This window comes from Streptomyces sp. NPDC101776 (genome assembly GCF_044766845.1).
Taxonomy (GTDB): domain Bacteria; phylum Actinomycetota; class Actinomycetes; order Streptomycetales; family Streptomycetaceae; genus Streptomyces.
In genome coordinates this window covers 518,230-531,756 of record NZ_JBIWMV010000004.1, presented here as the reverse complement: position 1 = coordinate 531,756, position 13,527 = coordinate 518,230, and the positions used below count along the sequence as shown (strand labels likewise).

The 13,527-nt window shown below is 72.1% G+C and carries 11 protein-coding genes; 5 read left to right on the top strand and 6 right to left on the bottom strand.

What is annotated here, in order from left to right:
* Positions 1-33: 33 nt before the first annotated feature.
* The 3 genes from ACIRRY_RS17700 to ACIRRY_RS17690 are packed head-to-tail and all read right to left on the bottom strand — an operon-like array spanning position 34 to position 3,527.
* Positions 34-2,568 carry an FtsX-like permease family protein gene (locus tag ACIRRY_RS17700; RefSeq protein ID WP_403973266.1) on the bottom strand — a complete coding sequence of 845 codons (2,535 nt, stop codon included), beginning with the start codon at positions 2,566-2,568 and terminating at the stop codon, positions 34-36.
* A 3-nt stretch (positions 2,569-2,571) separates the two neighbouring features.
* Positions 2,572-3,312 (bottom strand): ABC transporter ATP-binding protein, encoded by a 741-nt coding sequence (locus ACIRRY_RS17695; protein ID WP_403973264.1) that lies wholly within the window; start codon positions 3,310-3,312, stop codon positions 2,572-2,574.
* A complete protein-coding gene (locus ACIRRY_RS17690) occupies positions 3,309-3,527 on the bottom strand; it encodes a hypothetical protein (RefSeq protein ID WP_403973262.1) in 219 nt (72 codons plus the stop codon). The genes ACIRRY_RS17695 and ACIRRY_RS17690 overlap by 4 nt, the downstream gene beginning before the upstream one ends.
* A 174-nt stretch (positions 3,528-3,701) precedes the next feature.
* Between ACIRRY_RS17690 and ACIRRY_RS17685 the strand changes: the two genes are divergently transcribed.
* The 4 genes from ACIRRY_RS17685 (at position 3,702) to ACIRRY_RS17670 (ending at position 7,637) form a co-directional block, all read left to right on the top strand.
* Positions 3,702-5,030 carry a sensor histidine kinase gene (locus ACIRRY_RS17685; protein ID WP_403973260.1) on the top strand — a complete coding sequence of 443 codons (1,329 nt, stop codon included), beginning with the start codon at positions 3,702-3,704 and terminating at the stop codon, positions 5,028-5,030.
* A gap of 89 nt (positions 5,031-5,119) precedes the next feature.
* Positions 5,120-5,779, top strand: a complete 660-nt coding sequence (locus ACIRRY_RS17680) for a response regulator transcription factor (RefSeq protein ID WP_403973258.1) — start codon at positions 5,120-5,122, stop codon at positions 5,777-5,779.
* A gap of 142 nt (positions 5,780-5,921) precedes the next feature.
* A complete protein-coding gene (locus ACIRRY_RS17675; protein WP_403973257.1) occupies positions 5,922-7,097 on the top strand; it encodes a serine hydrolase domain-containing protein in 1,176 nt (391 codons plus the stop codon).
* Between the two features lie 114 nt (positions 7,098-7,211).
* The gene (locus tag ACIRRY_RS17670; protein ID WP_403973255.1) at positions 7,212-7,637 is read left to right on the top strand and encodes an organic hydroperoxide resistance protein; all 426 of its coding nucleotides are present in this window, start codon (positions 7,212-7,214) and stop codon (positions 7,635-7,637) included.
* A gap of 15 nt (positions 7,638-7,652) precedes the next feature.
* Here ACIRRY_RS17670 and ACIRRY_RS17665 read toward each other — a convergent pair whose 3' ends face one another.
* Positions 7,653-10,487, bottom strand: a complete 2,835-nt coding sequence (locus ACIRRY_RS17665) for a hypothetical protein (RefSeq protein ID WP_403973252.1) — start codon at positions 10,485-10,487, stop codon at positions 7,653-7,655.
* 611 nt (positions 10,488-11,098) lie between these two features.
* Between ACIRRY_RS17665 and ACIRRY_RS17660 the strand changes: the two genes are divergently transcribed.
* Positions 11,099-11,920, top strand: a complete 822-nt coding sequence (locus ACIRRY_RS17660; RefSeq protein WP_403973250.1) for a hypothetical protein — start codon at positions 11,099-11,101, stop codon at positions 11,918-11,920.
* A gap of 59 nt (positions 11,921-11,979) precedes the next feature.
* Here the strand turns inward: ACIRRY_RS17660 and ACIRRY_RS17655 are convergent, their stop codons facing one another.
* Both ACIRRY_RS17655 and ACIRRY_RS17650 read right to left on the bottom strand, forming a co-directional pair.
* On the bottom strand, positions 11,980-12,936 hold the full coding sequence (locus ACIRRY_RS17655; protein WP_403973247.1) for a hypothetical protein: 957 nt from the start codon (positions 12,934-12,936) through the stop codon (positions 11,980-11,982).
* Positions 12,933-13,523 carry an RNA polymerase sigma factor gene (locus tag ACIRRY_RS17650; protein WP_403973245.1) on the bottom strand — a complete coding sequence of 197 codons (591 nt, stop codon included), beginning with the start codon at positions 13,521-13,523 and terminating at the stop codon, positions 12,933-12,935. The genes ACIRRY_RS17655 and ACIRRY_RS17650 overlap by 4 nt, the downstream gene beginning before the upstream one ends.
* Positions 13,524-13,527 lie beyond the last annotated feature (4 nt).

Here is a 13,527-nt window from a genome sequence, read left to right as displayed (position 1 = left end):
ATCGACGCGCTCGCCCGTGCCGGACCCGCCCCCTCACTGCCCCCGAATCGCATCGGCCGCCCCCGTGCGCAAAGCCTGCCGCGTGGGAAGTTCGATGGTGAGGAACGCCGTCGCCGTGACCAGGACCGCGAGGCCCGGCAGGAGCCAGGTCGGGCCCGCCGGCCAGGGGTGGCCGAGGAAGCCCTGGCCCAGCAGGGCGAGGGGGATCGCGGAGAGCAGCAGGGCCGCGGTGAGTGCGGTGGCCGCGGTCATCGCGGCCTCGCGGCGCATCATCGCGCGGATCTGGCGGGGGGTGGTGCCGTTGAGGCGGAGGGCGCCGAGTTCCACCCGGCGCTGGGCCGTCGCCGCGACCAGCTTGTTGGCGATGCTCAGCAGGAGGTAGACGAGCAGGACGATGATCGTGGCGAGGTTGATCCACACCTCGGGCGGGGCGTCCTTCAGGCCGCCGGTGGAGGGGGATTCGGCGGGGCCGAGGGCCAGGCCGGGGCGGGCGGCGGCGAGGGCCGTGAGGTTCTGCCGCGCCTTCGCCGTGCCGTCGGTGCGGATCAGGAGGGACTGGTCGAGGGCCGTCGTGGTGTGTCCGGCCGCGAGATCGTGGGACAGCACCACCGAGCCGAAGCCGAGCCCCCGGCCGTACACGGCGACGACCTTGGCGACGACCGGTGTGCCGTCGCCGAGGACCAGGTCCACCCGGTGGCCCACCGTCGCGGAACGCGTGCGGGCGACATCACTGCTGACGGCGACGGTCGCGCCGGTGAGACGGCTCAGGCTGCCGTCCCGTACGTCGAGGTCGAGGACGCCCGCCGCGTCCGGCGTGAGGATCGTCGCGGAACCCGACTCGGACACCGGGTCACCGAACTCCTGGTACTCCCACACCACGGTCGTGGTCCCGACGGGAGCGGCGGCCCGTACGCCCTGAGTCTTGCGTACGGCGGCGGCCGTACCGTCGGGCAGCCCGCCCAACGCGGTTGCGCCCAGGCGGAGTTGGGCGAGGGTGCCGGTGCGGGTGTCCTGGGCGGTGGCGGCCAGCACGGTGGTCTGGGTGAAGGTGTACGTCAGCACGAACACGACCGCCATGGCCAGCGTGGAGACGATGCCCGCGTTGCGCAGGGCGTAGGCGCGCAGGTTGGCCATCGCCAGCCAGGTCGGGGCGGAGCCGCCGTACCGGGTCGCCCGGGCCGCCGCACCGCCGACGCCCCGCACCAGCGCAGGTCCGGCCAGGGCGAGGCCGATCGCGCCGATGATGCCGGCGAGCGAGGTGGCCGTAGCGCCGATGACCGTGCGGGAGAAGAGCGGCAGGGCCGACATGGCGGTCGCCACGACGATGACGAGCACGCCGATACGGGTCCGGACCCGCGACGGTTCGCGCGGCTCGCTGCGCGACTCGGCGACCGCCTCGGTGGCCGGCATCCGCGAGGTGCGCCAGGCCGAGCAGCGCGCCGACACCTGGACGGCGAGGATCATGAGGACGATCGCCGCGAGAGCGGGCAACGGGCCGTAGGTGAGGGGGAGTTGGGGCGGGATGACCCCCTTGTCCGCGAGCAGTCCGCGGAACTGTCCGGCCAGCACATAACCGAGCCCGACCCCGGGTGCCACGGCCACCGCCGCGACGACCGTGGACTGCGCCGCGGCCAGCCGCCGGATCTGCTTCGGGGTCGCGCCGACCGCCCGCATCAACGCCAGGTCCCGCCGCTGCCCACCGATCGCCACGGCCAGCGCGCTCGCCATCACGAACCCGGTGATCAAAAGGACGATCCCGGACAGCGAACCGGCGAGCAGCACCAGCAGCGAGCGCGAGGCCCCGGCCCCGGGCGCGGCCGTGTCGCCCCGCCCGGCCCCGGTGACGGCCAGCAGCCCGGTGCCCTTCAGCTTCGTCCGCACCTCGGCGGCGACCCGCTCCTCGGCACCGGGCGCGGTCCGCAGCCCGATCAGATCGACACGGCTTCCGTGACCGGCGGGCCCCGATGCCTTTACGGCGGTCTCGTCGGCGAAGTAGACACCCGCACCCGCCGCGTCGACCACCGCCGAGACCCGATAGCCGCGCGCGGGGCGGGAGTTGACGACGACCTGGACCGTGTCACCCGGCTTGAGACCGGCATGGGCGGCGGTCGCGCCGCCCACCGCGACCTCACCGGAACCGGTCGGCGCGCTGCCCTCGACGCGCGCGCCCGCCAGCAGCTTCGTCGAGGACCAGCCGTGCCCGGACGTCTGCGGGTCTTCGGACGGTACGACCCGACCGTGCGCGTCGACGAGAACGGCCGGGAAGCCGATGTCGCCGACCGATGCGGTGACGCCCGGCAACCTGCCGAGTTCTCCGACCAGTTGGGCCGGGATCCGCCGGCGTTCCGGGAGCGCGAGCGGGAGGTCGCCGGCCGGGTGGAACTCCTGGTCGGCCGCGACCACGACGGACGCCCCGGCGAGCCGGCCGGCGGGCAGGTGGGAGCGGAGGCCGGACTCGGCCAGGACACCGGTCGCGGTGATCAGCGCCGCACCGCCGAGGACCGCGCAGGCCACGGCGATCAGCGCGGTGACGCGATGCCCGACCATCTGTATCGCGAGACGGAACATGGTTCAGACCCTCCCCAACTCGACCAGCCGGGCGGCCAGTTCATCGGCGGTCGGCGCCTTGAGGGCGTCGACCACCCGGCCGTCGGCCATCACCAGCACGTGATGCGCGCGGGCGGCGGCGGCCGGGTCGTGGGTGACCATCACGACCGTCTGGCGCAGGTCGTTCACAAGGTCGCGCAGCAGATCGAGGACCTCGTGGGCGCTGCGCAGATCGAGCGCGCCGGTCGGTTCGTCGGCGAACACGACCGCCGGGCGGGCCACCAACGCCCGCACCACGGCGGCCCGTTGCTGCTGACCGCCGGAGAGCTCGGCCGGGCGGTGGGACATCCGGTCGGCCAGCCCGACCCGCTCCACCAGCGTGCGCAGCCAGTCCCGGTCGGGGCCGCGGCCCGCCAGCCTCAGCGGCAGGGTGATGTTGTCCTCGATGGAGAGGGAGGGGATCAGGTTGTACGCCTGGAACACGAACCCGACGCGCTCGCGCCGGAGTTCGGTACGCCGGGTCTCGTTCAGCCCGGCTATCTCGTGGCCGTCGATACGGACACTCCCCGACGTCGGGGAGTCGAGCCCGGCGGCGCAGTGCATCAGCGTGCTCTTGCCGGAGCCCGAGGGTCCCATCACGGCGAGGAAGGTGCCGCGTTCGACGGTCAACGACACGTCGTCCAGGGCGCGTACGCCTCCGGGGTAGGCCTTGCTGACGCCTTCAAGGGCGATGGCGGCAGTGGTCGTAGTGGCTGCGGTCCTCATCGCCGGCCCCGCAGGTTCCGTACGGCGAGGATGCCCGCGCACAGCACGGTGACCGCGCCGCACACGAGGTGCACCCAGGTGGCGGCGCCGCCGAAGGAGGCGGCCATGTTGGCGAGCACGCCGGCCACCACCACCGTCCAGAGCAGGGTGCGGGCGATGTCCCCGGAGTCGATCCGGTCGGCGGGATCGGAGGGCGTCGTCGTCGTGTGCCGCATGGGGGTCTCTCCCGAGGTCAGGTGGGTCCGGTGCTCTTCCTGCTGTCGTCACCGACGCTATGGATCGACACCCCTCGCGGCCGATCCCGCAGCCCGCCCGGTTCGGGGTACAGCAGGCTGTACTCCCCTGTCCCGGGCCCGCGCGGAACTGCCGTACGGCATAGGGTCGTTCGCATGACAGCGAGCACGAGCGAGGTCGGCGGCGCGACGGCCGGCGATGGGGTGGCCGCACCGCGCGAGAGCGTCAGGCACATCGCGCTACGGACCCTGGGCGCCGCCGGCCGGGCCATCGCCCAGCTCGCCTCCGGGCTCAACACGGCCGTACTCGCCGGGCTGTTGCTGCTCTGTCTGGCCCTCACCGCGCTGACGAGCCTGGTCGGGGTGGGGCTGCTCATCGCGCCCGCGCCGCTGCGCGCCCTGCACGCCCTGGCCGGACGCGAACGCGACCGGCTCGCCCGCCGGGGCCCCGAGGTGATCGCCCCGCCACCCCCGCCCACCCGGCTGCGGCTCGCCCTCGCCGACCCGGCCACGCACCGCGAACTGCGCTGGCTGGTACGGCACTCCACCCTCGGGCTGCTGCTCGGGCTGCTCGGCGTCACGCTGCCGATCACCGCCGTACGGGACACGACGTTCCCGCTGTACTGGACGTTCATGCCGGAGAACACGACGGCCACGTCCCTCGGCATCGGCCACGCGCACACCTGGCCGGACGCCCTCGCCGTGGCGCTGCTGGGCATCGGCTGGATCGCCATCATCCTGGGGCTGACCCCGGGCATGGCCCGGCTCCAGTCGGCCCCCGGGCGGCGGCTGCTCGCGGCCGGTCCCGATGTCGATCTCTCCCTGCGCGTCGCGGAGTTGACGGCCACCCGCGCCGCCGCGCTCGACGCCCACGCCACCGAACTGCGGCGTATCGAGCGGTCGTTGCACGACGGCGCGCAGAACAGGCTCGTCTCCGTGGCCGTGTTGCTCGGCGCGGCCCGCCGCATGGTGGCCCGCGACCCGGCGGGCGCCGACGAGTTGCTCGAACGCGCCCAGTCCGCCGCCGAACAGGCGCTGGCCGAGCTGCGGACGGTCGCGCGCGGCATCCTGCCGCCGGTGCTGGCCGACCGGGGGCTCGCGGGCGCGCTCTCCGGTCTCGCCGCGGACTGCGCGGTGCCGTGCCGGATCGACGTGGACGTGCCCGAACGCTGCGCGGCCTCCGTCGAGGCGACGGCCTACTTCATCGTCGCCGAGGCCCTGACCAACATCGCCAAGCACAGCGGCGCGCGGCACGCCACGATCACGGCACGCGGCAGTGGCGGCCGGCTGGTGCTGCGCGTCGAGGACGACGGCCAAGGCGGTGCTGGGGGCCCCTCCCAGGCTTTCGGCTCTGGGGGAGCCGAGGGCGGTTCCGGCATCACCGGCATCCGCCGCCGGATCGCGGCCCACGACGGCGGCCTCACCCTGACCAGCCCGCCGGGCGGCCCGACCGTACTGACGGTGGATCTTCCCCGTGGCGCGTGAGCCGGGGACCGTGACGAGCGAAGTGAGCCGGACATGCGGAACTTGAGCGCTGGAGCCTGACATGCGGAACTTGAGCTGTGGAGCCTGACATGCGGATCGTGATCGCCGAGGACGACCCGTTGCTGCGCGAGGGCCTCGCCCTGCTGCTGCGCGCCGAGGGGCTGGACGTGGTGGCCACCGCGGGCACCGCGGACGAGGCGCTGGACGCCATCGACCTGCACAAACCGGACGTCGCCATCCTCGACGTACGGATGCCGCCGACCCACACCGACGAGGGGATCGTCGCCGCGGTCGAGGCCCGGCGCCGGCGCCCCGACCTGGCGGTGCTCGTGCTGTCGGCGTACGTCGAGCAGAGCTTCGCCACGGAGTTGCTGGGCGGCGGGGTGAGCGGTCTCGGCTATCTGCTCAAGGAACGGGTGGGCCGCGTCGAGGAGTTCCTCGACGCGCTGCACCGCGTGGTGGCCGGCGGCACCGCCATCGACCCGGAGGTCGTCGCCCAGCTCTTCACCCGCTCCCGCCAGGACACCCGCCTCGACCGGCTCAGCCCCCGCGAACGCGACGTACTCGCCCTGATGGCCGAGGGGTTGGGCAACTCCGCCATCGCCGAGAAGCTCGTCGTCACCGACGGCGCCGTCCACAAACACATCCGCAGCATCTTCGCCAAGCTCGACCTGTCCCCGACGGACCAGGTCGACCGCCGGGTCGCGGCGGTCCTGCGCTACCTGGAGGGCCTACGACGGCTGTCCTGAGGTTTTCCGCAGTCCCTTGGTACAGCAGGCTGTACGACGGACCGGCCTGCGGGCTGGATCGATCACCGCGCGGCTTCTTCCTAGGTTGGTGAACACACCGGACGACCGGTGCCACGAACCCCAACCTCCAGGGAGACAGCGCATGATGACGATCCGTCACCTCGTTTCCACGGCCGTGCTGGCCGCGCTCGGCCTCGGCCTCGCGACACCCCTCGCGAGCGCAACGGAGGGCGCCAAGGACTCCCGGCAACGACAACTCCAGGCGAGCGTGGACGCCATCGAGAAGACCGGAACCGTCGCGGTCGTAGCGCAGTCGACGGGCCCGGACGGCCGGCGCTACACCGCCACCACCGGGATGTCCGACACCAGCACGGGACGGGCGGCCCGCGTCACCGACCGCTTCCGGATCGCCAGCAGCACCAAGGCCTTCGTCTCGACGGTGCTGCTCCAACTGGTCGGCGAGGGACGGGTGTCGCTGGACGACACCGTCGAACACTGGCTGCCCGGCGTGGTGTCGGGGAACGGCAACGACGGAAACGCCATCACTGTAAGGCAGTTGCTGAACCACACCAGCGGACTGTTCAACTACACCGCCGACTTCCCCGCGATCGACTCGGTGGCGGGCTTCGAGGCCGACCGGTACACCACCTGGACCCCCAAGCAGCTCGTGGGCATCGCGATGCGGCACGCCCCGGACTTCGCGCCGGGCACCGACTGGGAGTACTCCAACACGAACTACATCCTCGCCGGAATGATCGTCCAGAAGGCCACCGGCCACACCTGGCAGCAGGAGGTGACCCGGCGAATCATCCGCCCGCTGGGCCTGCGCGACACCTCCGCGCCCGACACCTCGTCCCGTATCCCCGGCCAACACCTGCACGGTTACTCGGACTTCGGCGACACCGGCCCGACCATCGACGTCACCGCCTTCAACCCGACGGCCGCCGGTTCGGCCGGCGCCATGATCAGCACGACCGCCGACCTGTCCCGCTTCTTCTCCGCGCTCCTCGGCGGCAAGCTGCTGCGCCCGGCCCAGCTCGCCGAGATGAAGACGACGGTACGAGCCACCTCACTCGACCCCGTCTGGCCCGGCGCCCGCTACGGCCTGGGTCTGATGGAGATCCCCCTGACCTGCGGCGGCGTCTACTACAGCCACGCCGGCGACCTGATGGGCTACACCACCCGTGACGGCGTCAGCCCGGACGGCCGCCGGACCGTCGTCCTGGAGGCGACGGGAGACGGGGCGTCCGACCTGTCCACGGAGATGGCCCAGAACGCGCTGATCGACACGGAACTCTGCGCCACCGGAGGGAAGTAGCGACACGGTGGTCTCCTCGCCGCGCGCTGCCTGGCCCTGACAGGGGCAGGCCGCGCACGGCCGCCGACTCCAGACTCGAAGCCTGCCCCACGGAATCGACGAAGAGGAACCACCATGCCCACGCTCTACACCACCGAGGCCCTGTCCACCGGCGACGGCCGCAACGGCGAAGTCCGCTCCCTCGACGGCGTGCTGGACGAACTCCTCGCCGTCCCGAAGGAGATGGGCGGCCCCGGCGGCGACAAGACCAACCCCGAGCAGCTCTTCGCCGCCGGATACGCCGCCTGCTTCCACAACGGCCTCCGCGTCATCGCCGCCGAACAAGGTGCCCAACTCGGCGCCTCCACAGTCCGGTCGAAGGTCGGCCTCCTCACCCGCGACGCCGGCGGCTTCACCCTCGCCGTGACCCTGACCGCCCACCTCCCCGGCCTGGACCAGCCCACCGCCGACCAGTTGGTCGAGGCCACGCACGAGGTGTGCCCGTACTCCAACGCCACCCGGGGCAACATCGAGGTGACCCTCAGGGCGACGGTGCGATAGCGAGCGGCTTCGCGGTCAGCGGATGTAACCCGCCAGGTCGGCGACGACGTCGACCGATCCGTTCGAGTTGTGGATGTGGATGTCACCGTCGGCGTCCACGGGGATCACCGCCAGGATCGGTCGGGTCTCGCCGGCGGTCAGGTTGTCGTTGGACACGTTCGGCAGACCGTCCGCGCCGTAGGCGGTGAGGTGGGTGCCGGTGGTCGGGCCGACACCGGTGAGGTTGACCAGCACGGCGGTCGGGTCGGCCGGGATGCCCGCGACACCGGCGACCTTCACGGTGAGGGTGCCGTTCGCGCCCAGCACCTTCGCCGGGGCGCCCGTGCCGTTGCGGGTGTCGAGGAAGCGGGTGGGGTCGGCCGGCACGAAGGGGCTGCCCACAGGGGCGGTGTCGCCGTCGTAGTTGGTGTAGAGCCCCTGGAGATCGGCGATCAGGTGGACGTGTCCGCCGCTGTTGTAGATCTCGATCTTGCCGCCGTCGCACACCTTCGTCACGACCAGGTTGGAAACGGTCTGCCCCGCACGGTAGTTGAGGTTCGACGTGCCGGGGCGTCCGTCGCAGTAGACGGTGACCACGCCGCCGGCGGTGCCTCCGGTCACGGTGACGTTGAGGACGGCGCCGATGATGTCGACCCCCTGCTCGTCCTGCGGCAGGGTGACGGTCGTCGTGCTCCCGGGCGCGACCTCGCCCTTGGCGGCACCGGTGCCGTTGCGAGTGTCCAGCACCCGGGTCGGGTAGACGGGCGCGAGGTTGCCCATCTGGTCGTTCTCGGCGATGGACTTGGTCGTGAAGTAACCCTGGGTGTCGGCGATGAGGTCCACGTCACCGTGGGCGTTGTACAGGTCGACGTAGCCGTCCGCGCCCACCTTGACCGTGACCAGGTTCGGGTTGGTCCGCCCGGCGGCGAAGTCGAGGTTCGAGGCGGTCGGGCGGCTCGTGCCGTCCGGGTACACCGTGACGTAGCTGCTCGCGGTGGCATTGGTGTCGGTGACGTTCATGGTCACCGCGGTCACCCCGGAGGTCGGGATGCCGCCGACGCCGAGGACCTTGAGGCGGACCACGCCCCCGGGGCCCACCCGACGCTTGGCGGCGCCGGTGCCGGAGCGGGTGTCCAGGACGCGCTTCGGGCTGGTGGCGACGTAGGCCGGGCCGACAGTGGCACGGGTGGTGTCGGTGGCGGTGCGCCCGGCGGAGTCGGTGAGCTGCTGGGTGACGGTGTAGGTGCCCGCGGCGGTGTACGTGTGCTGGGTGAAGCCCTTCGAGCCCGTCACGGAGACGGCCGCCGAGCCGTCGCCGTAGCCGATCCGGTCACTGGTGATCGGGTAGCCGCTGAATCCTGAGGCGGCGAAGTTGCAGCTGGTGGTGTCCGGGAGGGCGGGTGCGGTGTCGCAGCTGAGGCCGCCCGTCAGCGACGGCAGCGGACGGACGGGGAAGAAGGAACCCCTCGCGACGCCCAGTTCGGTGCCGTCCGGCCGGTACGTCGTGACCGTGGCGTAGATGTTGGCGACTGTGGTGGGCTGCGTGTACGTGTGGGTGGCCGAGCCGGTGGTCGACGTGGCCGTCGTGCCGTCCCCGAAGTCGAAGGTGTAGTTGTAGCCGTCGAGGGAGTCCGACCACGGGTTGGTGAAGTTGGCCTTCAAGGTCACCGGCACACCGACGTACACGTCCGTGGACGAGCGGCCGGGTATCGACACGTTCAGCGGGTCCTGGACCTCGGTCACGCCCCGGTCGTAGTCGCCCGTGCCCGTGCCCGTGTCGGCGACGAGCGGGTCGTCGACCCGCTGTGCGCCGTGGAGGTCGGTGGGGAGTTCACCGGGCGCGTCGGCGTCCGCCGAGTCGATCAGACTCGTGGTGGAGAGCGTCGCGTCCATCTGGTCCAGGTCGTGGGCTCCCTGGCTGGTGCCGGTCAGGAACGCCTGCCGGGTCCCGTACGCGGTGCCGGCCCAGTCGTAGTCGGTTCCGGTCGAGCGGGGGCTGACCGCGTTGTAGTCCGCGGTGACCTGCGGTGCGGAGGAGGCGTCCACCGTGATCTCGGCGGAGGTGCCGGTGTCCGCGCAGGTTGCCAATGTGTCGGGGACCGCGACGGTGTTCTCGACGGACCCGGAGCTGCCGTCGGTCAGGCTGACGGCGTCGCCGCACGCCGTGTCGATGGTGTCGCCCGCCAGGTGGAGGCCCGTGGTGCCTACGGCCGTGACGCCTCCGCCGAGCTGAATGGCGTCGTCGGCCAGCGTGATGTCCTCGGCTCCGGCCGCGCTCGCGAAGGCGGGGCCGCCGGACTCGGCCGCGATGCGCAGCCGGGTGAGCGAGATTCCGGAGGACGCTCCATCGACGGTGATCGTCTGGGCGGTGCTCGGGGCCGCCGTGGCCGTACTGACCCAGCCCGTGTCGTAGGTGATGTGCCGAGACCGCGAGACCACCACGGTGTTCGCCCCACCCGACGAGAAGTTGAACCCGCTCACGTCGACGTACTGGGCGCCGGAAAAGGTCACCGCCGGTGCGGAGGTCCTGCTCAGAACGACGGTGCCGGTGGCGGTCGGGCTGTCGCCGGGAACCGCGACGAAGGTGACGGGCGCGTCCGCGGTGCCGACCGACGCGATGGTCACCGGGGCGTACTGCGTCTTGTTCCGCGCCACATGGACCGTGTCCCCGGGCGCCGCCGCGTCCGCGGCCGGCTGGATCTGGCAGAAGGGCTCCGCCGGTGTACCGGGCCCGGTGTCGCTGCAGCCGGCGGCGTCGTCGTCGACGTACAGGGACGTGCCCGAATCGGCGTGGGCGATGCCGGTACCGAGACCGCCGATCAGCACGGAGAGGACGGCTATGGATCTCACGAGCGGTCGTCTGCGGCGCATGGACATGTTCCCCCCGGGCTGTGGGGACACGTCGGACGCCGGCGCACACAGCCGCTGAAATCCAGTCACCTGTCTGCTGGAGTGGGCGGAACGCTACGGCAGCCAGGCCGGGGCGGACCGTCAGGATGCCGATCCACTGCCGACTTTTGATCAGCCGATTACCCTGCGCCCCAGGCCGGGAGGGGAAACCGGGCCGGGAGCGGATACAGGTCCGGCAGCGGATAAGTGCAGCGCACACACTTGCCGCAGAAGTTAGGTAAGCCTTACCATGACTCTTCGCACCACTCAGGGCCTCGGCCGGCACTCCGGCCAACCCGCGGCGAGCGCTTCACCGACGCAGCCTGGCCGTCCTCCCCCGCGCCTCACGCGCCTGGGAGGTACCCCCAGCCGGAACCCGCGCACAGGACCCGCACTTGAATCAGAGTACCTTCGGGCTGTACGACCCTGCCCGCGACCACAGTCGACGACGCGGCGGAGTACCTGGCCGACCTGCGGCGGGCGAAGCGCTATGTGCGGGACGTGTACTGAGGATGACCGACCATCACGGTTGTGGGTTGGAGGGCTGCTGCGGTCGGCGGGGTCGCGGCAGCGCGCGGTTGATCGACGCGCGGATGCCCGAGCTGGCACGTTTTCTGACGCTCTTCCAGTACCTCCAGGCGGTCACCGGCGGCCCGGTGGCTCGCATCGACCAGGCCGGGCACTATGCCGAACCGAGCCTGCGCGGCGAGGCGTTCGCGGTCCGGCCGGGGTCGATCGCGCTGCGTGTGGACGCCGCCAGGATCGCCTCGGCGGTGGTCGCGCGCGACGAGGACGACACCGTAGCCCTGCGTCTGCACGGCCCGGACGGCCGTACCGTGCACCAGGGCCGGTTGCTGTCCGAGGGCGACCGCCTGCTGTCCGGACTGGTTCCCACGACCGCCATCGGATCGACGCCGCCGGGGACTTCACCGTCCCCCGAGGTCCCGGCATGGGAGACCGGAGACCAACTCGCCCAACTGGACGCGGTGTTGGCGGACGACGGCACGACCCGGCGCGCGGCGTTCCACAACTACCTGCGCGGCGCGCACCGGTTGGTCGACGCGCACGTCCTGGCGTCGGTGCTCGACCACGTCTGCTCGGTCGGACTCCCCATCGGCGTCGCGGTGTTCGCCCCGGGAACCATGCAGGCGTGCGCCGGCCGGATCCACGTCACCGACCGGACCGTGGGCGGACGGGTGTTCGCGGCGCTCGCGGAGAGCTCGGTGGAGATCGACCTGGCCGCCGTCCGGGCCTGCCACCTCGTCCGCTCCACTGCGGCCCACGGACCGACCTCGGCGCTCGAACTCGACGACGAGGACGGGCGATGCGTCGCGGTGATCACGCAGTTCGGGATGGTCGGGGAGGACGTGCACGAGGCGTGGGAGGACCTCGCGGCTTCGCTGCCGGGGGCGTAACCGGCCGGACGGGCCGGGAAGTTGGAAGCTCCCCGGCCCGCCCCGGCTGTCTTCCCCCGTCAGCCGATCTTGTCGGTGAAGCCCGACGACAGGACCGTGTAGTGGCTGACCTTGCCCTTGCTGGCCCCGGCGGTCCACGTGAAGGTGTACTCCAGGATCGCGCTGGTCTTCGGGTCGACGATCACCCGTCCGACGCTCTTGGCCTCCGCGAACTCCACGGCCGTCCCGCCGCGTCCGGTGCTGTCCTTGACCTGGCCGACCAGCTTGACGGCCTTGAGCCCCGCCATCGCCTTGAAGAGCCCGGCCCGCAGCTTCGGGCCCGCCGGGGAGTCGCTGAGCAGGGTGGCCGCCTGGTCGAAGGGCGAGATGCTCTTGGGCCGCGGCGGAGTCTGCAGCAGCGCGAGCAACTTCGCCGGGTCGGTGGTCAGTTGCTCCAGACCCTTCCAGTCGAGGTCCTTCGGCCCGAGCTGCCAGTCGGGCCGCGTCCCCTTCGTGGCGGCCTTGCCGTTGGTGACGACGTAGTACTGCATGGACTGCGAGATGTACGTGTCCGCGATCGTCGTGTGGTTCTTCCAGTACTTCCCGGTGGCGGCCGACTGGGTGGCGGCCACGGTGGAGATGTCGTCCAGGAACACGGCCGCGGTGTCCGCGCTCGCCGCGCTGTGCCCGCCGGTGCTCGACGGGGTCGTGCCGGGGTGCGTGTACGTCACCACGCCGGCCGCGACCGCGGCCGTGGTGAGCATCCCGATCAGGACCCGCCGACGCCGCGACGGCCCCCGGATCGACGTCACGGTGCCACCGCCCGCAGTCAGCCCGACCCGTCCCGTACTACCCGCAGTGCCCGTGACCCCCTCCGTCGCCACGGCCGCCTCGACCGCCGTCAGCACCCTGGCCAGCGCCGGCTCCGACAGCGGCTCGACCTGCCCGGCCATCGCCAGTTCGTCGGCGCCGGGGAAGTCCAGCAGTGTGCCTCGCTCGTTCATGTCGTTCTCCTCATTGTTGTCGTACGCGGTCATGCGAGATCTCCGGTCGCGGTCAGGTTCCGTCCCGTCGGTCCGGTCGGGCGGGGCACGACGAGCCGGTCACGCAGCCGGCCCCGGGCCCGGTGCAGCCGCGAACGGGCGGTGCCGGCCGGGATCCCCACGACGGCGGCGGCCTCGGCCGGGGTGAGCTGCTCCCAGCTGATCAGAAGCAGCAACTCCCGCTCTTCGGGCGGCAGTTCAGCCAGCGCCCGGCGCAGTGCGGGGGCCATCGCGGCGGCGTCGAGCCGCTGGTCCACCACCTGCCAGGGGTCGATGACCTCCGGTCCGAGTGCGGGCTCCCGCCGCCCGGCCCGCCGCAGATACTGGGCGAGCACGTTGTGCGCCACCCCGAACAGCCAGCCCCGGGCCGAACCCCGCGCGGGGTCGAACGTGCGCCGGGCGGCGAACGCCTGCAGCCAGGTCTCGGCGAGCAGATCCTCCGCCGCGATGGGCATACGCCGAGCGAAGTAGCCGTGCAGGGCGGCCGAGTGCGCCTTCACGAGGTGTGTGAAGGCCGCCGAGTCGCCCCGCGCCGACCGCGTCAACTGGGCTTCGCTGTCGCCGCGTTCATCCGGTTTCACCGAG

What these genes read in the sequence shown, in the direction of transcription:
- ACIRRY_RS17700 (WP_403973266.1), bottom strand. Translation starts at nt 2,568, where the DNA reads ATGTTCCGTCTCGCGATACAGATGGTCGGGCATCGCGTCACCGCGCTG.
- ACIRRY_RS17670 (WP_403973255.1), top strand. Translation starts at nt 7,212, where the DNA reads ATGCCCACGCTCTACACCACCGAGGCCCTGTCCACCGGCGACGGCCGC.
- ACIRRY_RS17690 (WP_403973262.1), bottom strand. Translation starts at nt 3,527, where the DNA reads ATGCGGCACACGACGACGACGCCCTCCGATCCCGCCGACCGGATCGAC.
- ACIRRY_RS17680 (WP_403973258.1), top strand. Translation starts at nt 5,120, where the DNA reads ATGCGGATCGTGATCGCCGAGGACGACCCGTTGCTGCGCGAGGGCCTC.
- ACIRRY_RS17655 (WP_403973247.1), bottom strand. Translation starts at nt 12,936, where the DNA reads ATGACCGCGTACGACAACAATGAGGAGAACGACATGAACGAGCGAGGC.
- ACIRRY_RS17665 (WP_403973252.1), bottom strand. Translation starts at nt 10,487, where the DNA reads ATGCGCCGCAGACGACCGCTCGTGAGATCCATAGCCGTCCTCTCCGTG.
- ACIRRY_RS17695 (WP_403973264.1), bottom strand. Translation starts at nt 3,312, where the DNA reads ATGAGGACCGCAGCCACTACGACCACTGCCGCCATCGCCCTTGAAGGC.
- ACIRRY_RS17675 (WP_403973257.1), top strand. Translation starts at nt 5,922, where the DNA reads ATGATGACGATCCGTCACCTCGTTTCCACGGCCGTGCTGGCCGCGCTC.
- ACIRRY_RS17685 (WP_403973260.1), top strand. Translation starts at nt 3,702, where the DNA reads ATGACAGCGAGCACGAGCGAGGTCGGCGGCGCGACGGCCGGCGATGGG.
- ACIRRY_RS17660 (WP_403973250.1), top strand. Translation starts at nt 11,099, where the DNA reads ATGCCCGAGCTGGCACGTTTTCTGACGCTCTTCCAGTACCTCCAGGCG.